The sequence below is a fragment of the Mesorhizobium sp. M0292 genome, assembly GCF_040321695.1.
GTDB lineage: Bacteria > Pseudomonadota > Alphaproteobacteria > Rhizobiales > Rhizobiaceae > Mesorhizobium.
Genome location: NZ_JAMYSB010000013.1, coordinates 146458 through 165643, shown reverse-complemented (window position 1 = coordinate 165643; position 19186 = coordinate 146458). Strand labels below are relative to the sequence as shown.

General features: G+C 64.0%; 18 protein-coding genes. 8 read left to right on the top strand and 10 right to left on the bottom strand.

The genetic code is table 11. The annotated features are described in order from the left end of the window. Positions 1-441 precede the first annotated feature (441 nt). Positions 442-1938, top strand: coding sequence for an aldehyde dehydrogenase family protein (locus NKI96_RS20910; RefSeq protein ID WP_352805882.1), 1497 nt, complete (start codon positions 442-444; stop codon positions 1936-1938). 25 nt (positions 1939-1963) lie between these two features. Here the strand turns inward: NKI96_RS20910 and doeB are convergent, their stop codons facing one another. From doeB to ehuR, 10 genes are all read right to left on the bottom strand, one after another. Beyond that, positions 1964-2968 (bottom strand): N(2)-acetyl-L-2,4-diaminobutanoate deacetylase DoeB, encoded by a 1005-nt coding sequence (gene doeB, locus NKI96_RS20905; protein ID WP_352805879.1) that lies wholly within the window; start codon positions 2966-2968, stop codon positions 1964-1966. Between the two features lie 5 nt (positions 2969-2973). After that, the gene (gene doeA, locus NKI96_RS20900; RefSeq protein ID WP_352805876.1) at positions 2974-4152 is read right to left on the bottom strand and encodes an ectoine hydrolase DoeA; all 1179 of its coding nucleotides are present in this window, start codon (positions 4150-4152) and stop codon (positions 2974-2976) included. A 136-nt stretch (positions 4153-4288) separates the two neighbouring features. Further along, the gene (locus NKI96_RS20895; RefSeq protein ID WP_352580143.1) at positions 4289-5281 is read right to left on the bottom strand and encodes a cyclodeaminase; all 993 of its coding nucleotides are present in this window, start codon (positions 5279-5281) and stop codon (positions 4289-4291) included. A 232-nt stretch (positions 5282-5513) separates the two neighbouring features. After that, positions 5514-6500 carry a hydroxyectoine utilization dehydratase EutB gene (gene eutB, locus NKI96_RS20890; protein ID WP_031208319.1) on the bottom strand — a complete coding sequence of 329 codons (987 nt, stop codon included), beginning with the start codon at positions 6498-6500 and terminating at the stop codon, positions 5514-5516. A gap of 5 nt (positions 6501-6505) precedes the next feature. Beyond that, positions 6506-7285: an ectoine utilization protein EutA gene (gene eutA, locus NKI96_RS20885; protein WP_352805872.1), complete on the bottom strand. Its 780-nt coding sequence runs from the start codon at positions 7283-7285 to the stop codon at positions 6506-6508. Positions 7286-7293: 8 nt separating this feature from the next. Next, positions 7294-7953: an ectoine/hydroxyectoine ABC transporter permease subunit EhuD gene (gene ehuD, locus NKI96_RS20880; RefSeq protein WP_023686970.1), complete on the bottom strand. Its 660-nt coding sequence runs from the start codon at positions 7951-7953 to the stop codon at positions 7294-7296. Then, entirely contained in the window at positions 7953-8612 is a 660-nt protein-coding gene (gene ehuC, locus NKI96_RS20875; RefSeq protein ID WP_023667875.1) for an ectoine/hydroxyectoine ABC transporter permease subunit EhuC, read from the bottom strand. The genes ehuD and ehuC overlap by 1 nt, the downstream gene beginning before the upstream one ends. A gap of 206 nt (positions 8613-8818) precedes the next feature. After that, entirely contained in the window at positions 8819-9670 is an 852-nt protein-coding gene (gene ehuB / locus NKI96_RS20870; protein WP_023682674.1) for an ectoine/hydroxyectoine ABC transporter substrate-binding protein EhuB, read from the bottom strand. Between the two features lie 63 nt (positions 9671-9733). Next, positions 9734-10519, bottom strand: a complete 786-nt coding sequence (gene ehuA, locus NKI96_RS20865; protein ID WP_023682675.1) for an ectoine/hydroxyectoine ABC transporter ATP-binding protein EhuA — start codon at positions 10517-10519, stop codon at positions 9734-9736. A gap of 124 nt (positions 10520-10643) precedes the next feature. Further along, positions 10644-12029 carry a MocR-like ectoine utilization transcription factor EhuR gene (gene ehuR, locus NKI96_RS20860; RefSeq protein ID WP_023753984.1) on the bottom strand — a complete coding sequence of 462 codons (1386 nt, stop codon included), beginning with the start codon at positions 12027-12029 and terminating at the stop codon, positions 10644-10646. An 82-nt stretch (positions 12030-12111) separates the two neighbouring features. Between ehuR and NKI96_RS20855 the strand changes: the two genes are divergently transcribed. From NKI96_RS20855 to NKI96_RS20825, 7 genes are all read left to right on the top strand, one after another. Continuing rightward, positions 12112-12600 carry an Lrp/AsnC family transcriptional regulator gene (locus tag NKI96_RS20855; protein ID WP_023686966.1) on the top strand — a complete coding sequence of 163 codons (489 nt, stop codon included), beginning with the start codon at positions 12112-12114 and terminating at the stop codon, positions 12598-12600. Positions 12601-12729: 129 nt separating this feature from the next. Next, entirely contained in the window at positions 12730-14223 is a 1494-nt protein-coding gene (locus tag NKI96_RS20850; protein WP_023753983.1) for an NAD-dependent succinate-semialdehyde dehydrogenase, read from the top strand. 32 nt (positions 14224-14255) lie between these two features. Beyond that, positions 14256-15635 carry an aspartate aminotransferase family protein gene (locus NKI96_RS20845; protein ID WP_023682678.1) on the top strand — a complete coding sequence of 460 codons (1380 nt, stop codon included), beginning with the start codon at positions 14256-14258 and terminating at the stop codon, positions 15633-15635. Positions 15636-15644: 9 nt separating this feature from the next. Continuing rightward, positions 15645-16754 (top strand): alcohol dehydrogenase family protein, encoded by a 1110-nt coding sequence (locus NKI96_RS20840; RefSeq protein ID WP_352805867.1) that lies wholly within the window; start codon positions 15645-15647, stop codon positions 16752-16754. Between the two features lie 352 nt (positions 16755-17106). Next, positions 17107-17778: an amino acid ABC transporter permease gene (locus NKI96_RS20835; RefSeq protein WP_023682680.1), complete on the top strand. Its 672-nt coding sequence runs from the start codon at positions 17107-17109 to the stop codon at positions 17776-17778. Then, entirely contained in the window at positions 17778-18449 is a 672-nt protein-coding gene (locus tag NKI96_RS20830; RefSeq protein WP_023682681.1) for an amino acid ABC transporter permease, read from the top strand. Before NKI96_RS20835 ends, NKI96_RS20830 begins: the two co-directional genes overlap by 1 nt. A gap of 1 nt (position 18450) precedes the next feature. Continuing rightward, the gene (locus NKI96_RS20825; RefSeq protein WP_023682682.1) at positions 18451-19185 is read left to right on the top strand and encodes an amino acid ABC transporter ATP-binding protein; all 735 of its coding nucleotides are present in this window, start codon (positions 18451-18453) and stop codon (positions 19183-19185) included. The last annotated feature ends 1 nt before the right edge of the window (position 19186 follow it).

The following is a 19186-nucleotide window of genomic DNA, read 5'->3' as shown; positions in this document are numbered from 1 at the left end:
CGAGCAGTCATCCAACAGCGATTGCAGCGAAGCGGCGCGCGAAACCTCTGTCACGGTGAAGCCGGCTGGAAGGGCCAACGATCGATCCGGCCGCGGGTGAGCGTTGGGTGGCGGCGGGCGACTACCTGTTGCGCTCGCGTCTGCAATGCCGGCATCGCGGTCGCCGTGGGCAATGATCGGCTTGCCTCGTTGAGCTTTCAGCGACGCGCTCCGACAACTCGCGATGATTTTTCTAGATGCCGGATGATTTTTCTAGATGCTGTTTGTCGAAGCACGATCTTTCCCGAAAACCGGTTCCCACTTTTCGGGATCATGCTCTAGTTTAGCGGCTGGCGTGTTCGGGAAGTCCGCGCAATCTGATTGTCCGAGCGCCCTTCAGCTTTCCTTGTTTGAGGTCGGCGGCGGGAGTAATAGTCGCCAAGGAATTGCGAGGAGGAAGAGATGACGCTGAACTTCGACCCGAAGGCGAAGGCCACGGCGTTGTACCATGGCGAATTCCGACCGATGTTCATTGGCGGCAAGTGGGTCGCGGCGCAGTCCGGCCAGGGCATGCAGGCACTCAATCCGGCAACAGGCGAGGTGCTGGCGACAGTGCCGCGCGGCGGGGCTGCCGATATCGACTCGGCGGTGGCCGCCGCGCGCGCGGCCTTCGAAGGCCCATGGTCCAAATTCTCGCCCTACGAGCGGCAGTGCGTGCTGCTCAGGATCGCCGATCTGTTCGAGACGCATTGGGAAGAGCTCAGCGTTTCCGACACGCTCGATATGGGACTGCCGATCACGCGCACGCTCGCCAACCGGCGCCGCGTCATCGGCATGCTGCGCTTCTATGCCGGCATGGCGACGGCGCTGCATGGCGAGACGATCGACAATTCGATTCCCGGCGAGATCGTCACCTTCACCCGGCGCGAGCCGGTGGGCGTCGTTGGTGCGATCATTCCCTGGAACGCGCCAACCGCCGCCTCGATCTGGAAGATCGCGCCGGCGCTGGCGACAGGCTGCACCATCGTGCTGAAACCGTCCGAGGATGCGTCGCTGACGCCGCTGCTGATCGCGCAACTGATGCAGGAAGCCGGCGTGCCCGACGGCGTCGTCAACGTCGTCACCGGCACCGGGGCGGAAGCCGGTGCGCGGCTCGCCGAACATCCAGACGTCAACAAGATCGTTTTCACCGGTTCGACGCTGACCGGCCAGGCCATCGCGCGGGCAGCCATGGCCAACCTCAAACGCGTTTCACTGGAGCTCGGCGGCAAGTCGCCGATCATCGTCTGCCGCGACGCCGACATCGACAAGGCTGTTCCGATCGCGGCGATGGCGGTGTTCGTGCATTCGGGCCAGATCTGCATTGCCGGCTCGCGGCTGTTCGTGGCGCGCGAAATCCATGACGAGTTCGTCCGACGGCTCGCCGATTTCGCCGGCAGACTGCGGATCGGCCATGGCATCGAGGCAGAGACGGAAATCGGACCGCTCATCAATGCCAGGCAGGCAGCCAAGGTGGAGGGCTATATCAGGGCCGGCAGCGACGAAGGCGCCGAACTGGTCGCCGGTGGCTCGCGGCTGACCGGCGAGCTCTACGATGGCGGCAACTTCATTGCGCCGACGGTCTTCGGCGCCGTGTCGGACCAGATGACCATCGCGCGCGAGGAGATTTTCGGCCCGGTCATTTCGGCGATGCCCTTCGACACGCTCGACGAAGCGGTGGCGCGTGCCAATGCGACGCCCTATGGCCTGGCCGCCGGCATCTTCACCACGCATCTGGGCACCGCGCACAAGCTTGCGCGCCGGGTCAAGGCCGGCTCGATCTGGGTCAACATGTACCATGCCATCGACCCGGCGGTGCCGTTCGGCGGCATGAAGATGTCGGGTTATGGCCGCGAGGGCGGCATCGAGCATCTGCACGAGTATCTGGAGACCAAGTCGGTCTGGATCCAGACCGACTGATATTCGCGCGGCGTACTCTGCGAGATCACGATGAAACCACAAGGGCCAGGACGGCGGCGCAGTCACCGGTTTTGACCAGGCCGGGGAAATGCCGCGCCGCCAGAATGCCGGACATTTTTGCCTTGATCTCCTGCGGAGCGATGCCGGTGCGGCCGGTGGAATGGATGCGCGCCAGCACCGAGCCTTCTTTCACAGGCTCGCCGAGATCGACCATGGTCTCGATCATGCCGTCGTCCTCGGCGAAGGAGAAACAATCGCCTGACGGCATGTCGAGCCACTGAGTTCTGCCCTTCTCGACCGCACCATCAACAATGCCGGCATGGCGCAGCACATTGCTGATGCCGCGCCGCGCGATCCGCACGGTCTGGGCACGCGAGGTGCCGCCGCCGCCAAGCTCGGTGCTGACGAAGACCTTGCCCATTTCCTCGGCCGCCGTGTCATACATGCCGACGGAGTCAATCTCGATCATGCGCATCGAGAACGGGGCCGAGAACGCGGCGACCGCGTCGAAGGCTTTCTGCTCCAGCGCCTTGTCGGGCACCGTGTGGGCGGCACAGAAGGGCACGAAATCCAGCGTCCTGCCGCCGGAGTGGAAATCGAAGACGAGGTCGGCCCGCGGCAGCAGTTCGCGTTGAAAGTAGTCGGCGATCTTCTCGGTCACCGTGCCGTCGGGACGGCCGGGAAAGCTGCGGTTCATGTTGCCCTTGTCGATCGGCGACGTCCGGGTGCCGGCGCGGAAGGCCGGATAGTTCATCGCCGGCACGATGATCACCGTGCCGCTGACCTGTTTGGGATCGAGCGTGCGGGCGAGATCGTAGAGCGCCAGCGGCCCCTCATACTCGTCGCCATGGTTGCCACCGGTGAGCAGCGCGGCCGGCCCCTTGCCGTTGCGGATGACGCAGATCGGGATCGTCACCGAACCCCACGCCGAGTCGTCGCGGCTGTAGGGCAGGCGCAGGAAACCATGTTGCACGCCGTCCTTGTCGAAATCGACGGTCGGGGCGATCGGGGAAGGGCGGAGGCTATGCATCGGGCTCAATTCTTCACCACCAGTTTGCGCGGTACATTGGCGAGGCACTCTACACCGGTTTCGGTGATCAGGATGGATTCGGTGATTTCCAGTCCCATGGTCTCCAGCCAGAGACCGGTCATGAAATGGAAGGTCATGCCGGGCTTGAGTTCGGTGCGGTCGCCGGGGCGCAGGCTCATGGTGCGTTCGCCCCAATCCGGCGGATAGGAGAGACCGATGGAATAGCCGGTGCGGTTGTCCTTGACGATGCCATATTTCTTCAACACGGCGAAAAAGGCGTTGGCGATGTCCTCACAGGCATTGCCGGGCTTTGCCGCCGCCAGCCCCGCCTCCATGCCTTCCAGTGTCGCCTTCTCGGCATCGAGGAATTCCTGTGTCGGCTTGCCGAGAAAGACGGTGCGCGACAGCGGGCAATGGTAGCGGTTGTAGCAGCCGGCGATCTCGAAGAAGGTGCCCTCGCCCGACTTCATCGGCTGGTCGTCCCAGGTGAGATGCGGCGCCGAGGCGTCGGCGCCCGACGGCAGCAGCGGCACGATCGCCGGATAGTCGCCGCCGACGCCATCGACACCGCGCGTGCCGGCATCGTAGATCTCGGCGACCAGATCGCATTTGCGCATGCCTACTTCGATCTTGTCGACGATGCGCTGGTGCATGGCTTCGACGATCCGAGCCGCCTTGCGCATATAGTCGATCTCGGTTGAACTCTTCACGGCGCGCTGCCAGTTGACCAGCGCTGTCGCGTCGACGAAGCGGGCGTTGGGCAGGTGCTTCTGCAACGCGGCGAAGGCGGCAGCCGAGAACCAGTAATTGTCCATCTCGACGCCGATGGTCAGCTTGCTCCAGCCGCGATCACTGAGCACTCTGGCCAAAAAATCCATCGGGTGGCGCTCGGTCGACTGCACGTAGTGGTCGGCATAGCCGACGATGTTGTCATGCGCGAGATAGGCGGTGCGCTTGGCGCCATTGGCATCCTGGCCGCGACCGTACCACACCGGCTCGCCCGATGGTGGCACGATCACCGCCTGATGCACATAGAACGACCAGCCATCATAGCCGGTCAGCCAGGCCATGTTGGATGGGTCGCTGACAACAAGCAGATCGACGCCTTTCCCCTCCATGGCTTTTCGCGTCTTGGCGAGGCGATCCGCAAATTCGCCACGCGAGAATTTCAGGTTCGGTTGCATTGTTCTTGGTCCTCGTTTGTTGGGGTCCTGGAGCCCGTTTTCACTTCGTTGGATCCGGCTCCAGGAATTTTTTGCTTGAGCATGATCTGATCGGAAAACCGGTTTCCACTTTTCCGGATCATGCTTGCGGCCAGCATCAGCTCTCGAAAACGGTTCCGGCATTGGCCGCCCGCGCCCGGTTGCGAGCGAGCGTGGCGATCGCCGTATCCTGCACGCCGGTGCCGGTGAGGTCGGCGATGGTGATGTCGCTGGGTGAGCGCCTTCCGTGCCGTTCGCCGGCGATGATCTGGCCGAGTTCGGTGACCGCGGCATCGGCTCCCATCACGCCCGATGCGATGGCGTGATGCAGTTCTCCCAGACGCCGTGTCTGCTTGGCGCTGTCGGCGACATAGAGATCGGCCATGCGCAGGATCGCCGGCGCGATCTCGTTCTTGTGTTCGGCATCCGAGCCCATGGCGGTGATGTGCTGCCCGGCAACGACAAAGCCGGCCTTGATCAGCGGCTCGGTCGACGGCGTGGTGGTGACGATGATGTCGGCGCCGATGGTTGCTTTGGCTGCATCCGGCTCGGCGCGCACGAGAATGCCGAGCTTTTCGCGCAGCGCGCCTGCGGCCGTCTGCGCCTTGACCGCATCGCGCGCCCAGATACGTGCCTCGGCGATCGGCCGCACCAACATGAGCGCTTCGAGTTGCAGCCCGGCTTGCACGCCGGCGCCGAAGATTGCGGCGACGGACGAATCCGGCCGCGACAGATGCTTCGCCGCGACGGCGCCCGCAGCAGCGGTGCGGACATCTGTGAGATAGCCATTGTCCAGCAGCAGCGCCTCGACCACACCGGTTCTTGCCGAGAGCAACACCATCATGCCGCCCCCGCTGGGCAGACCGAGATTCGGATTGTCGAAGAAGCCGGAGCTTATCTTAACGGCGAAACCGTCTATTCCAGGCACATAGGCGGACTTCACATCGACCTCGCCGCGCTGCTCGTGAATGTCCAACCGCAGAATCGGCGGCATCGCCACCGGCAATGTGGCGAGCGCGCGGAAAGCGTTTTCGACGCAGGCGACGGCGTCGAGATCGAGCGTCACGATTGTGCGCAGTTCCTTCTCGGTGAGGATCGTCATCCGGCTCATGCGACGCGCTCCGCGAAGGCGCGCACTGCGAAGGATAGTGTTCCGTCACACCCCCCTCTGGCCTGCCGGCCATCTCCCCCGCAAGGGGGGAGATTGGACTGCACTCCTGCCTTCGCCAATCTCCAGCGCAGCAAGAATAGCGACCACATCGAAGCTGCCGATCTCCCCCCTTGCGGGGGAGATGTCCGGCAGGACAGAGGGGGGTGGGCGGGAATTCGGCGTGGGAGAGCTTTCATGCCGCGCGCTCCGCGATTGCGTCACCGCAGACGATCTTGCGATGCGTGTTCATGTCGATATTGCGGCCCGAGAGAAGCACGACCACCGGCCCGGTCGCCCTGACCTTGCCGGCGAGTAGCGCAGCGATGCCGACCGCACCGGCGCCTTCGACGATCTCGCGCTCTTGTTCATAGGCATGTCGGATGCCGGCGGCGATCTCGTCCTCGGTGAGCAGGATGACGTCGTCGAGCAGATCGCGGCACATGGCGAAGGTCAGCCGGTTGTCGAGACCGATGCCGCCGCCGAGCGAATCCGCCAGTGTCGGCAGTTCTTCAACCTCGACCGGCCGGCCGGCGTCGAGGCTGGCCTTCATCGCAGCGCCACGTGCCATCGAAACGCCGATCACTTTTGTCCTGGGGCTAGTGCCTTTGATAGCTGCGGCGATGCCCGAGGCCAAGCCGCCACCGGAAAGCTGGACGAGGACGAGAGCGGCATCCGGGACCTGCTCGATCATCTCCAGTCCAAGCGTGCCCTGCCCAGCGATGATGGCCGGGTGGTCGAAGGGCGGCAGCATCACCAGTCCCTCCTGCGCCACCAGCCGTTCGACCTCCTGCTGCGCCTCGTCCTGACTGTTGCCGATGATGCGGACATCCGCGCCAAGCCGACGGATTTCGTCGAGCTTGTTGCCCGGCACCAGTCGCGACATGCAGATCACCGCACGCATGCCTTCGAGCTTCGCGGCATGGGCCAGCGCACGGCCATGATTGCCGGTCGACGCCGCGACCACACCGCGCGCCTTCACCTCGGCGCTCAGCGAAGCAACGGCATTCGAGGCGCCGCGCAGCTTGAAGCTGCCGGTGGTCTGGCGGTGTTCAAGCTTGAGGTGGACGGGGATGCCCAGTCGTTCGGAAAGGCTGTGAGATAACCCTGTCGGCGTGCGTTCGATTTTGCCGGCAATTCGCTCCCGGGCGGCACGAATATCGTTAAGGGTGACTGTCGTCATGATCATCAATCGCGCGGCAAAGGCAGCGTCATCAGACGGCCAAATTCGGGATGCGACGTCCCGTCGCCACACAACCGCAAACAATTCCAGGCGCTGGCCTGATTGCTGGTAACGACCGGGCGGTCGATCGCCTGTTCCACGCCGGGAACCGCGAGCGCTCCGCGCAATGCGGTGCAGGACACGAACAGTGCGTCGGCCTCAGCGTGTGTCGCCTCTCGTGCGAGATCGACAATCGCTGCCGGCGCAATGCGCGCCATCTCGCGATCGTCCTCGAAGCCGAGACAGGTGAAGCTGACGATCTCGAAGCCGCGCTCGGCGAAATACGTCGCCATCGGCCTGGAGGTTTCGACGGTGTAAGGGGTGAGGATGCTGATCTTTTTCGCGCCCAGCGCCTGCAGCCCGCGCACGCCCGCCATCGGCGGCGTGACCACGGGAACGCCCGGCTTGGCAGACTGGATCGCGGCCTCGATCTCGGCGTCGCCAATCACCACCGAGGCCGAGGTGCAGGAGTAGCAGATCGCGTCGAGGTTTTCGTCGGGCAGGATCAACGCAGCACCCGCCGCCAGCTCGGGCTGCATCTTGCGTAAATTCTCGGGCGTGGTCGGATTCTTGTAGGGAATGCGCGCGACATAGACGCCGATCCGCTCGCTCGCCACCATGCGGCGGAAATCGGGCTCGCTGGTGTGGTCGGTGGCAAGGATGATGAGGCCGACACGCTTTTCCAGCGGGCGCGCATCGAGCGCCGGCCTTGTCGGCATCAGCCTGATCTCGGGCAGCGGTTTCATCTTGAGAATTACCTTTCGATCTTGCCGTAGCGATGTTCCAGCCAGCGCAGCAGCACGACCGAGAAGAGGCTGATGACGAGGAAGAAAGCGCCGACCAGCGTGATCGGCTCAATGTAGCGGTAGTAGGTGTTGGCGACGCTCTTGGCCTGGTTCATCAGCTCCAGCACGGTGATCGCCGATAGGAGCGGCGTCTCCTTGAACATGGCGATGAAATAGTTGGCCAAAGCCGGGATCATCGGTGGGATCGCTTGCGGAATGATGATGTTGGTCCAGGTCTGCGTGGCGCTCAGATTGCAGGCCTTGGCCGCCTCCCACTGGCCGCGCGGCACGTTGTCGATGCCGGCGCGATAGACTTCCGCCGTGTAGGTGCCGTAGTGCAGGCCGAGCCCGATGACGCCGGCGACCAAGGGCGGCAAAAGGATGCCGAAATCCGGCAGGACATAGAAGATGAAATAAAGTTGCACCAGAAGCGGCGTGCCGCGGATGAATTCGGCCGCCCAGCCGACGGTGCGCGACAGGACCTTGTTGGGCGAGCGTCGCGCCAGCGCGATGCCCAGACCCACGATAGCGGCCAGCACGGAGCCGAGCAGCGTTGCCAGGATGGTGATCTTCACGCCCTGGATCAGCGTCGGCAGGATCTCCCAGACGAAGTTCCAGTCCCAATCCATCAGACGCGCACCCCGTCGAGGCCGCGCGCCATGCGGCGTTCCAATGAACGCACGCCCCAGGAGATGATCAGCGCCAGGGCGAAATAGATGATCAGGATGGTGGTGAACGGCGCCAGCGTGTTGCCGGTCTGCGAGCGCACGACCTGCGCCTGAAAGGTGAGATCGGCGAGCGAGATCAGCGACACCACGGAGGTCGCCTTGAGCAGTTCGATGGCGTTGTTGCCGAAGGTCGGCAGCATGACCAGCAGCGCCTGCGGCAGGATGACATGGCGCATGCCTTGCCAGCGGCCGAGGTTGAGCGCGATGCAGGCCTCATATTGTTCGCGGCCGACCGACTGGATGGCGCCGCGTACCACCTCGGCCGCATAGGCGCCGACATTGAGGCCCAGCGCCAGCACACCCGCCTGCAGGGGGGTCAGTTCGAGGCCGATCAACGGCAACACGAAATAGGCAAAGAACAGCTGCACGAAGATCGAGGTGCCGCGGAAGAATTCTATATAGGCGGTGGCCAGCCAGCGCAGCGCAAAGAAGCGCGACACGCGGCCCATGCCGGCGAGGAAGGCCATGATCAGGGCGAGCACCGACCCCATCAGCGTCAGCTCGATGGTGACAAGCGCTCCCTGCAATATCAGGCCGAGGTAGCCGGACCACTGGGTCATTCGGGTTCCAACGTTGGCGGTTAGCTTCCTTCTCCCCGTTCACGGAGAGAAGATGCCAGTCCACCCTCCGAAGCTGCAGCGCAGCTGCTGCGGAGGACGGGCAGGCAGATGAGGGGCAGCGCTAAATTCTCAGAACCTGGCGCCGCCCCTCATCCGGCCCTTCGGGCCACCTTCTCCCCGTGAACAGGGAGAAGGCAAAAACGGCGCTATTTCGCCGCGCAGAGCTTGTCCCGCGTGGTCGACATCGCGGCTGCGGCCGAGAAGCCGTAGGGCTCGATGATCTTGGCGAACTCGCCGGATTTCTTCAGCTTGGCGAGCTCGACATCGAAGGCATCGCGCAGGGCCTCATCGCCTTTCTTGAAGGCGGCGCCGTCGCAATAGACCGGCGCGCCGACCACCGGGGCGATGACTTCGAGGTTCGGATCGTTGGCTTTCTTGACGAGGTCGTTGATCGACAGGACGGGAAGCGAATAGGCATCGATGCGACCGTCCTGCAGCATCTTCAGGCCGCTCTGGCCGTCCGGCACGACGATGACGCGCTCGCGCGGCACGCCGGCGTTGAGCGCCAGCTTCTCCTCGGTGCCGCCGCCCGGCGCGCCGATGGTGGCTGACGTGTCCTTGGCGACGTCCTCGTAGCTCTTGAAGCCCTTCGGATTGCCCTTCTTCACCAGCATCGCCTCGGCGTCGCACAGCACCGGCTCGGAATAGACGACCGCCGCGCAACGCTCCGGCTTCATGAACAGGCCGGCGGTGACGACGTCGAAGCGGCCGGCCTGCAGGCCGGGGATCATCGCGCCATATTCGGAGATCGAAGCGACGATGTCGGCAACACCGAGACGCTTGAAGACCTCGCGCGCCACGTCGGGCGCCGCACCCGAAACTTTGCCGTCGGCGGCGACCGCCGTATAGGGCGGCTCGTTGGCGATCGCGACGCGGGCAAAGCCCTGCGCCTTCAATTGCTCGAGCTTGCTGTCATCGGCCGAACCGGTGCTCGACGCGGCGAGCACCGCCGTCAGTGCGAGACCGGCGACGCCGGCCAGAATGCCAAGTTTCTTCATTGTTCCCAACTCCTTGTTGTCTTCTTGGTTTTGTCTGGGGCGGTCTTCCGCCCCGCAAAGCGGTCAGACACGATGTCCGGCTGCGATGATCTTCTTCAGGAAGCCTTGCGTGCGCTCCTGCTTTGGATGGCGGAAAATCTCGTCTGGTTTGCCCTCTTCGACGATCTTGCCGCGGTCGAAGAACAGCACGCGGTCGGCGAAGTCGTGGGCAAAGCCCATCTCGTGGGTGACCAGCAGCATGGTCATGTCGGTCTCTGCGGCGAGCTTGCGCATGACATTCATCACCTCCTCGACCAGCTCCGGATCGAGGGCCGACGTCACCTCGTCGAACAGCATGATCTTCGGCGACAATGCCAGCGCACGGGCAATCGCCACGCGCTGCTTCTGGCCGCCGGACAGCTGCGCCGGCATCGACTTCGCCTTGTCGGCCATGCCGACCATGTCGAGCAGTTCCATGGCCCGCTTTTCAGCGGCGGCGCGAGGCGTGCCCTTGGTCAGCATCGGCGCCAGCGTGACGTTATCCATGACGCATTTGTGCGGAAACAGATTGAACAGCTGGAAGACCATGCCGATCTTCTGCCGCATCTTGGTCAGGTGCCGCTCGTCGGCGGGCAGCAGCTGGCCGTTGCGCTCCATGTGATAGAGCTGCTCGCCATCGATCTGGATATGGCCGCCGTCGATCTTCTCCAGCGTCATCAGGATTCGCAGGATCGTCGTCTTGCCCGAGCCGGACGGGCCGATCAGCGCCAGCTTCTCGCCGGGCATGACCTGCATCGACAGGCCGTCCAGTACCTTGAACGAGCCGAAGCTCTTCGAAATGGCGTCGACCTTGATGATGGGTGAGGACAAATGAATTTCCCCTGCTGGAGAAGCCTGTGCCCTTAACGATGCGGAACGCGCCAAATCATGTCAATTGGGAAAATAAAATCATGACAATATTTCCGGCACTGCATGATTCCAGAGCAATTCCCGCTTAGATTGCGAGCAGCAGATGCTCCGGATCGCCAAGCAGCAACTTGGTGACAACGCCGAGGCCGGCGCGCAGTTCCCCCTCGGTGGTCGAGCCGAGCGAGATGCGCACCGCCGGATGCCAGGGCGCATCCGAGATGCGGAAGGAGGTGCCGGGCGCGATCGCCACGCCTTGCAGGCGGGCCTGGGCGACGAAGCTTTCCTCGGCACGGTCCGCGGGCAGTTGCAACCAGACATGCAGCCCGTCGCGCCTGGCGCGATAACCAACCCCGCCCAGCACCTCGGCTGCGATGTCCTGGCGGCGGCGCAATGCCGCGCGCTGCCAGCGAACGAGTTCCATCGCCGTGCCGTCGGTCACCCATTTGGTGGCGATCTCGGCCACCAGCGGCGTCGCCATCCAGTTCGACACCAGATGCCGGTTGGCAACGGCGGCGACATAGCGGTCGGGCGCCGCGAGATAGCCGATGCGCAGGCCAGGTACGGTGATCTTGGTGAAGGAAGTGACGTAGAGCGTGCGCTCCGGCGCAAAGGCGGCGACCGGCGGCGGCCGGTCCTCGACCAGCGGACCCAGCACATCGTTCTCGATGATGGCGATGTCGTGCTTGCGCGCGACCGCGGCGATCTCTTCGCGCCGCCGAGCGTCCATCAGCGTCGCCGTCGGGTTGATCACCGACGGTTGCACGAATACCGCGCGAATGTCGGTGAGCCGGCAGACCTCGTTCAACGCCTCCGGGATCAGGCCATTGCCGTCGATCGGCAGGCCTTCCAGGTTGAAGCCGAGATAGCGCGCCAGCGGCACCAGCGTGTGGTGGCCGATAGCCTCGGTGGCGACAGTCGATCCCGGCGGCGCAACGCTCATCAGCGCCACGGTCATCCCGGCGGTCGCGCCATTGGTCAGGCTGATATTCTGTGCGGAGGTGTCGAGCCCACACAGTTTCAGCCATTCGACAGCCACCGCGCGGTGACGCGGGAACACCATGTTGGGCCGGAACGACAACGCCGAACTGGATGGCAGGTTTTCGGCCAGCCAGCCCAGCGCCTGCTTCAGCCGCTCCAAATGCATCGGCTCGCAGACCGGCTTCAGGATTGACAGATCGATGACCTCGCCGAGGCGCTCCGGCAGATAGGGCGGCTCCGGGTCGCGGCGCTGCGTCTGGACAAAGCTGCCACGGCCGATCTCGCCCGAAATCAGGCCGCGCCGGATCAGTTCTTCGTAGGCGCGGCTGACCGTCTGCACCGACAGTTTTAAATCGTCTGCCAGCCTTCGATGCGTTGGAAGCCGCGCGCCGTTGGCCAGCCGCCCGTCATGAATGGCGCGGGCGAACTGGTCGGCCAGCGTTTGATAGGCTGGCCGGCGGATGAGCGCAGGGTCGGGTTGCCATAATGTCATGACTTAATAGAGATCGAAATCAGTGCAATTGACAATCGAAATAATGCGCCGTCATGGTGATGCCGACAAAAAGCGGACGCCGATGACATCGAAACTCGACGCGGTCGACCTCAGGATACTCGACGCCATCCAGCGCGACGGGCGCATCACCAAGCTGGCGCTGGCCGAACAGGTCGGGCTGTCGCCGACGCCGTGCTGGATGCGGCTGCGCAAGCTGGAGAAGGCAGGCATCGTCTCGGGCTACCACGCCAGGATCGCCATGCGCGTGGTGGCGCCGGTCGCCACCGTGTTGATGGAGGTGACGCTGGCCAGCCATCGCCAGGCCGATTTCGACCGCTTCGAACGCGTCATCCGCGACATCCCCGAAATCGTCGCCTGCTGGTCGGTGGGCGGCGGCGTCGACTATGTGGTCAAGGTGATGACGCGCGACATCGACGCCTATCAGCGGCTGGTCGACGACCTGCTGGAGCGCGAGATCGGCATCGACCGCTACTTCACCTACATCGTCACCAAGACGGTGAAGGACGAAATCGTGCTGCCGATAGCCGATCTGCTGCCGGCGTCGGCATAAGCCCGGAGAGAATGTCTGTCGGGACGGCACAATAGAGAGAGTCTCTCTCCTTCAGGGCGTCGAAACAGTCTCTCTGTCTGCATGTGACGGATAGTCTTCCCGCATCGTCCGAACCGGGAGGCCTCGACCATGTCCGCGCATTTTGCCCGCTCGCATCGCCATGAGGCGCTCGACCGCCTCTCCGACCGCCGGCTGCTGCGCGAGCTTGCCTATGTCGATGGGCATTGGACCGCGAGCGAAGCGGCCGAAAGCTTTGAAGTCACCGATCCGGCCACAGGCGCGACGGTCGCGTTTGTCGCCGCGCTCGATGCGCAGCAAACGACAAGGGCAATCGGTGCCGCCGCGCGTGCCTTCCCGGCTTGGCGGTCACTGCTGCCGCAGGAGCGGTCCAGAATTCTGCGAAAATGGTTCGAGCTGATCGTTGCAGCCAAGGATGATCTGGCCCTGCTGATGACACTGGAACAGGGCAAGCCGCTGCAGGAATCGTTTGGCGAAATCGACTACGCCGCCTCCTTCGTCGAGTGGTATGCCGAAGAGGCAAAGCGCCTCAACGCCGAGAGCGTCACCAGCCATCTGCCCAAAGCGGAAATGATGGTGCGACGAGAGCCGCTCGGCGTTGTCGGCGTCGTCACGCCCTGGAATTTTCCGGCGGCGATGCTGACCCGCAAGGCGGCGGCCGCCCTTGCCGCCGGCTGCACCATCGTCGCGCATCCTTCATCCGAGACGCCGCTGTCGGCGCTGGCGCTGGCGGAACTTGGCGAGCGCGCCGGCATCCCCGCCGGTGTCTTCAACGTCATCACCGGAAAGGCTGCAACCATCGTCGGCCGCATGTGCGAAGACCCGCGCGTTCGCGCCATAAGCTTCACCGGCTCGACCGAGATCGGCCGCCTGATCGCGGCGCAAAGCGCGCCGACGATGAAGCGGCTGGTGATGGAGCTTGGCGGCCACGCGCCGCTGATCGTCTTTGCCGATACCGATCTGGACAAGGCGGTGAGCATCGCCATCGATGCCAAATTCGCCACCTCCGGCCAGGACTGCCTCGCCGCCAACCGCATCTATGTCCAGCGCCCGATCTACGATCGCTTCTGCGCCGCTTTTGCCAGGCGTATCGAGGCGCTGCGCACCGGCAACGGCCTTACCGACAAGATCGACATCGGGCCGCTGATGCATGAGCGTGCCGTCGCAAGGGTCGAAGAGCAGGTCGCCCATGCCATCGCTCGTGGCGCGCGCTGTCTCACCGGCGGCAAGCGGCATCAGGCCGGGCCGCTGTTCTACCAGCCGACGCTGCTGGCCGATGTCAGCGACGAAGCGCTGATCATGCGCGAGGAGACCTTTGGGCCGGTCGCCGCCGTCACGCCGTTCGACAGTGAGGACGAAGTGATCGCCCGTGCCAACGCCACAGAATATGGCCTGGTTGCCTATGTCGTTACCGAGAACGGCGCCCGCCAGCAGCGCCTGGGCCGCGCGCTCGACTACGGCATGGTCGCTATCAACCGCGTCAAGATCACCGGCGCGCCGATCCCATTCGGCGGCGTCAAGCAATCCGGCATCGGCCGCGAAGGCTCGCGCCATGGGCTCGAAGCTTTCGCCGATCTGAAGTACCTCTGCCTGGACGTCGCATAAGTCCGTCCGGCCATCTCTCAAGGAGTCAAAAAATGCTCGACCAATCCAACGAACTCAATGCCTGGGATCGCGACCACTTCTTCCATCCTTCGACCCATATGGGCACGCATGCGCGGGGTGAATCGCCGACCCGCATCATGGCCGGCGGCGAAGGCGTCACCGTCTGGGACAACAATGGCAGGAAGAGCATCGATGCCTTTGCCGGTCTCTATTGCGTCAATGTCGGCTATGGCCGCCAGAAGATCGCCGACGCGATCGCCACCCAGGCGAAGAACCTCGCCTACTACCACGCCTATGTCGGCCACGGGACCGAGGCCTCGATCACGCTGGCCAAGATGATCATCGACCGCGCGCCGAAGGGCATGTCGAGGGTCTATTTCGGCCTCTCGGGTTCGGATGCCAACGAGACCAACATCAAGCTGATCTGGTACTACAACAACGTGCTTGGGCGGCCGGAGAAGAAGAAGATCATCTCGCGCTGGCGCGGCTATCACGGTTCGGGCGTGATGACGGGATCACTGACCGGGCTCGACCTGTTCCATAACGCCTTCGACCTGCCGCGCGCGCCGGTCCTGCACACCGAAGCGCCCTACTATTTCCGCCGCGCCGACCGCTCGATGAGCGAGGAGCAGTTCTCGCAGCATTGCGCCGACAGACTGGAAGAGATGATCCTGGCCGAAGGTCCCGAAACCGTCGCCGCCTTCATCGGCGAGCCGATCCTCGGTACTGGCGGCATCGTGCCGCCGCCGGCCGGCTACTGGGAGAAGATCCAGGCGGTGCTGAAGAAGTATGACGTGCTGCTGGTCGCCGACGAGGTGGTGACGGGCTTCGGCCGTCTGGGCACCATGTTCGGCTCCGACCATTACGGCATCAAGCCAGACCTCATCACCATCGCCAAGGGGCTGACCTCGGCCTACGCGCCGCTGTCGGGCGTCATCGTTGCCGACAAGATGTGGCAGGTGCTGGTGCAGGGCTCCGACAAGCTCGGTTCGCTCGGCCATGGCTGGACCTATGCCGCGCATCCGATCTGCGTCGCCGCAGGTGTCGCCAATCTCGAACTGATCGACGAACTGGACCTGGTGACGAACGCCGGTGAGACCGGCGCTTATTTCCGCGCCGAACTGACCAAGGCTGTCGGCGGGCACAGACACGTCGGCGACGTGCGCGGCGATGGCATGCTGGCGGCGGTCGAATTTGTCGCCGACAAGGACGACCGGGTGTTCTTCGACGCCTCGCTCAAGATCGGGCCGCAAGTGGCGACAGCACTTGCCGCCAGCGGCGTCATCGGCCGCGCCATGCCGCAGGGCGACATACTAGGCTTCGCGCCGCCGCTCTGCCTGACGCGTGAGGAAGCCGACATCGTCGTTTCGAAAACCGCCGATGCCGTCAACAGCGTGTTTTCCAATCTCTGAGATCGACCCATGAATGCCATGACCAAGACCCTCCCCGCCACCATGGCCGCCGTGCTGCTCACCGGGCATGGCGGACCGGAAAAGCTCGTCTATCGCAGCGATGTGAAAGTGCCTGTGCCTGCCGCCGGCGAGGTGCTGGTTAAGGTCAGCGCTTGCGGTATGAACAACACCGATGTCTGGGTACGCCAGGGCGCCTATGGCACGGAGGAGGACGCTGCCGCCGTGTCGACGTGGCGGCGGCAAGGCAACACGCTTACCTTCCCGCGCATCCAGGGCACCGACACGGTCGGCACCATCGCTGCCGTCGGCGAAGGCGTTTCCCCGGGCCGTATCGGCGAACGGGTAATGGTCGATTTTTCGATCTACAACCGCGACGACGATTCCCTCGCCGACATTGACTATATGGGCCACGGTCGCGACGGCGGGTACGCCGAGTACCAGACAGTGCCGGGCGAGAATGCGCATTTCGTCGATACTGACATGAGCGACGTCGAACTCGCCACCTTCTGCTGCGCCTACCTCACCGGCGAACAGATGCTGGAGCGCGCCGGGCTGAAAGCCGGCGAACGCGTGCTGGTCACCGGCGCCTCGGGCGGCGTCGGTTCCGGCATCGTGCAGCTGACGCGGGCGCGCGGCGCCATTCCCTATGCGGTCGTCGGCAAGGGCAAGGAGCAGGCGGTGCGCGACATCGGCGCCGAAGCGGTCATTACCCGTGGGGTTGCCGATCTTCCCGCCGCCGTGAATGAAGCCACTGGCGACCAGCCGATCGATGTGGTCGCCGATCTCGTCGGCGGCGCGATCTTCAACGACCTGCTGCGCATCCTGCGACCTGAAGGCCGCTACACCACCGCCGGCGCCATCGCCGGCCCGGTCGTGCAGCTCGATCTCAGGACCATGTATCTCAAGCAGCTGCAACTGCACGGATCGAGCCAGGGCACGCGCGCCGACTTCCGCCGCATCATTGGATACATCGAAGCGAAGAAAATCCGGCCGCTGGTCGGCGGCGTCTACAGGCTCTCCGATTTTCACAAGGCGCAGGCAGACTTTATTGCCAAGGACTTCGTCGGCAAGCTGGTGATCGTGCCGGACGCCATGTGGAACCCGAATATCCGCACATAACGCCCCTACGTCAGAGCGCGTCGTAAACGGCATCATCAACACCTTGCGGCGTGGATCGATGTCGTCGAAACCCAGCATGCGGTTGGTGACGTAGCCGAATCCGACACCGGCGCCGGGATCGGCAAAACCGAGGGCGCCGCCCCAGCCGCCATCGCAGCGACGCGCGGCTGGCATAGGCGGCGTCGTCGAGTTGAAAGCCGGCGGCGAATTGTCGGCGCTTGAGACATAGCGCGCATGAGGCGAACCGGAATCATCGCAACGAATGCAATCCACAGGCCGGCAACCAGACCCTGCATCTTGACAGACGAGGCGAAAGCCAAAAGAGTGAAACCGGTTTCACTGGGGACCGCCGGTGCATTTCGATCTGTCCACTCTGCTCCCGCATCTGGGTTTTCTGGCGCGCGGCGCCGAACTCACGGCCGCGGCTTGCGCGCTGTCGCTGGTAGGAAGCGTCTTCATGGGCGCGTTGGTGGCGATCGCACGCACCTCCGCCTCGGCACTGCTTCGACGGATCGCCTTCGTCTATGTCGATCTCTTCCGCAATGTGCCGTTCATCGTCCAGCTGTTCTTCTTCTATTACGGCCTGCCCGAGCTCGGCATTTACATCGATGCCTTCACCACCGGCGTCGTGGCGCTTTCGATTGCCGGCGGCGCCTATGCCTCCGACATCATTCGCGCCGGCATCCTCGCCATCGACCAGGGCATCATCGACGCCGCTGAAGTGAGCGGCCTGTCCAGGCGCAAGATCTTCACCCGCATCGTGCTGCCGATTGCGCTGCGCACCTCCGTGCGACCGCTCGGATCCGTGCTCATCAACATGATCCTTACGTCCTCGATCCTCTCGACCATCACGCTCAACGAGCTCACCGGCTCAGCCCAGATCGTGGTCTCGCAGACCTATCGGCCCTTCGAGGTCTATATGGTGCTGCTCTGTGCCTATGCGGCCCTGACCTATCTGGTCTCGCTGGGCGTCACCCTGCTCCACCGCCATCTCAATCGGGACATGATGGAGGCGGTCGACTGATGCGGTTCAGCGACTTCACCTCCTACGACCTGATCCTGCTGGCGCAAGGTCTCGGCACCAACGTCGCGCTGTTTCTCATCACGTCGCTGATCGGACTGCTGATTGGCCTGAGCTGGGCGCTGGTGCGGTTCTACCGTGTGCCGGTTCTGGCCCAGATCGTCACCTTCCTGTCGGAGCTGTTGAAGAACTCGCCGGTGCTGGTGCAGCTGTTCCTGGTGTTCTTCGGCCTGCCGGCGCTGCTGCATATAAGGGTGACGCCGGTCACCGCAGCGACCATCACTCTGTCGGCGAACACCGCGGCATTCGTCTATGTCATCGCGGTCTCGGCGGTCGAGTCGATCGAACGCGAGCAGGTCGAGGCCGCGCGTGTCTTCGGCCTGACCCGGTGGCAGGTCCTGCGCCATATCGTTTCGCCCCAGGCTGCCGCCTTCGCGGTCGGCCCGCTCGTCGCGCTGCTGGTCAACCAGCTTCAGGTGACGTCGCTGATTTCTGTCATCGGCGTCGTCGACCTGACCAAGATCGGCCACATCCTCAACATGCGGACCTTGAAGCCGTTCGTGGTCTGGACCGTCGTCGGACTGCTCTACTATGGCGCGGCAAAGCTGGTCGCCCTGCTTGGCGAGCGTCTTGAAAACCGCCTGCGGGCGCACAGCGCCTGGCGGGGGCTTTAACATGCTCAAGATCGAAAACGTGCACAAAGCGTTCGGCGAGGTCACTGTGCTGGACGGCGTCGACCTGACGATCGCGCCCGGCGAAGTGGTCTCGATCCTCGGGTCGTCAGGGTCCGGCAAGTCGACATTGATCCGTTGCATCAACGGCCTCGAAAAGCTGAAGTCGGGCCGCATCACGGTCGACGATTTCGATGTCAGCAAGCCGAAGGAGCTGGCCGAGGCGCGCAAGCGCTCAGGCACCGTTTTCCAGCTGTTCAACCTCTATCCGCATATGAGCGCGCTTCAGAACATTACGCTCGCCCCGATCGAGGTGCTGAAGATGCCGCGCCCTGAGGCCGAGGCGCTGGCGCGCAAGCTGCTCGAGTCCGTCGGCCTTGCCGATCGGGCCAACGCCTACCCGGCGCAGTTGTCGGGCGGGCAGCGCCAGCGTGTCGGCATCTGCCGGGCGCTCGCCATGCAGCCGCGCTATCTGCTGCTCGATGAAGTGACCAGTGCGCTCGACCCGGAAATGACGGCCGAGGTGCTGGCCATCCTGGCTAATCTCGCCGCGCAAGGCACGACCATGCTGTTCGTCACCCACGAGATCGAATTCGCGCGCGAGATTTCCAACCGCATCGTCTTCCTCGACAAGGGCAGGCTGGTGGTCGATCTGCCGACGGATCGTTTCTTCGCCGCGGACGGCGGCCGGGCGCAGCCGCGGGTTGCGCAGTTTCTCTCCAGGATGCGCAAGGACTAGG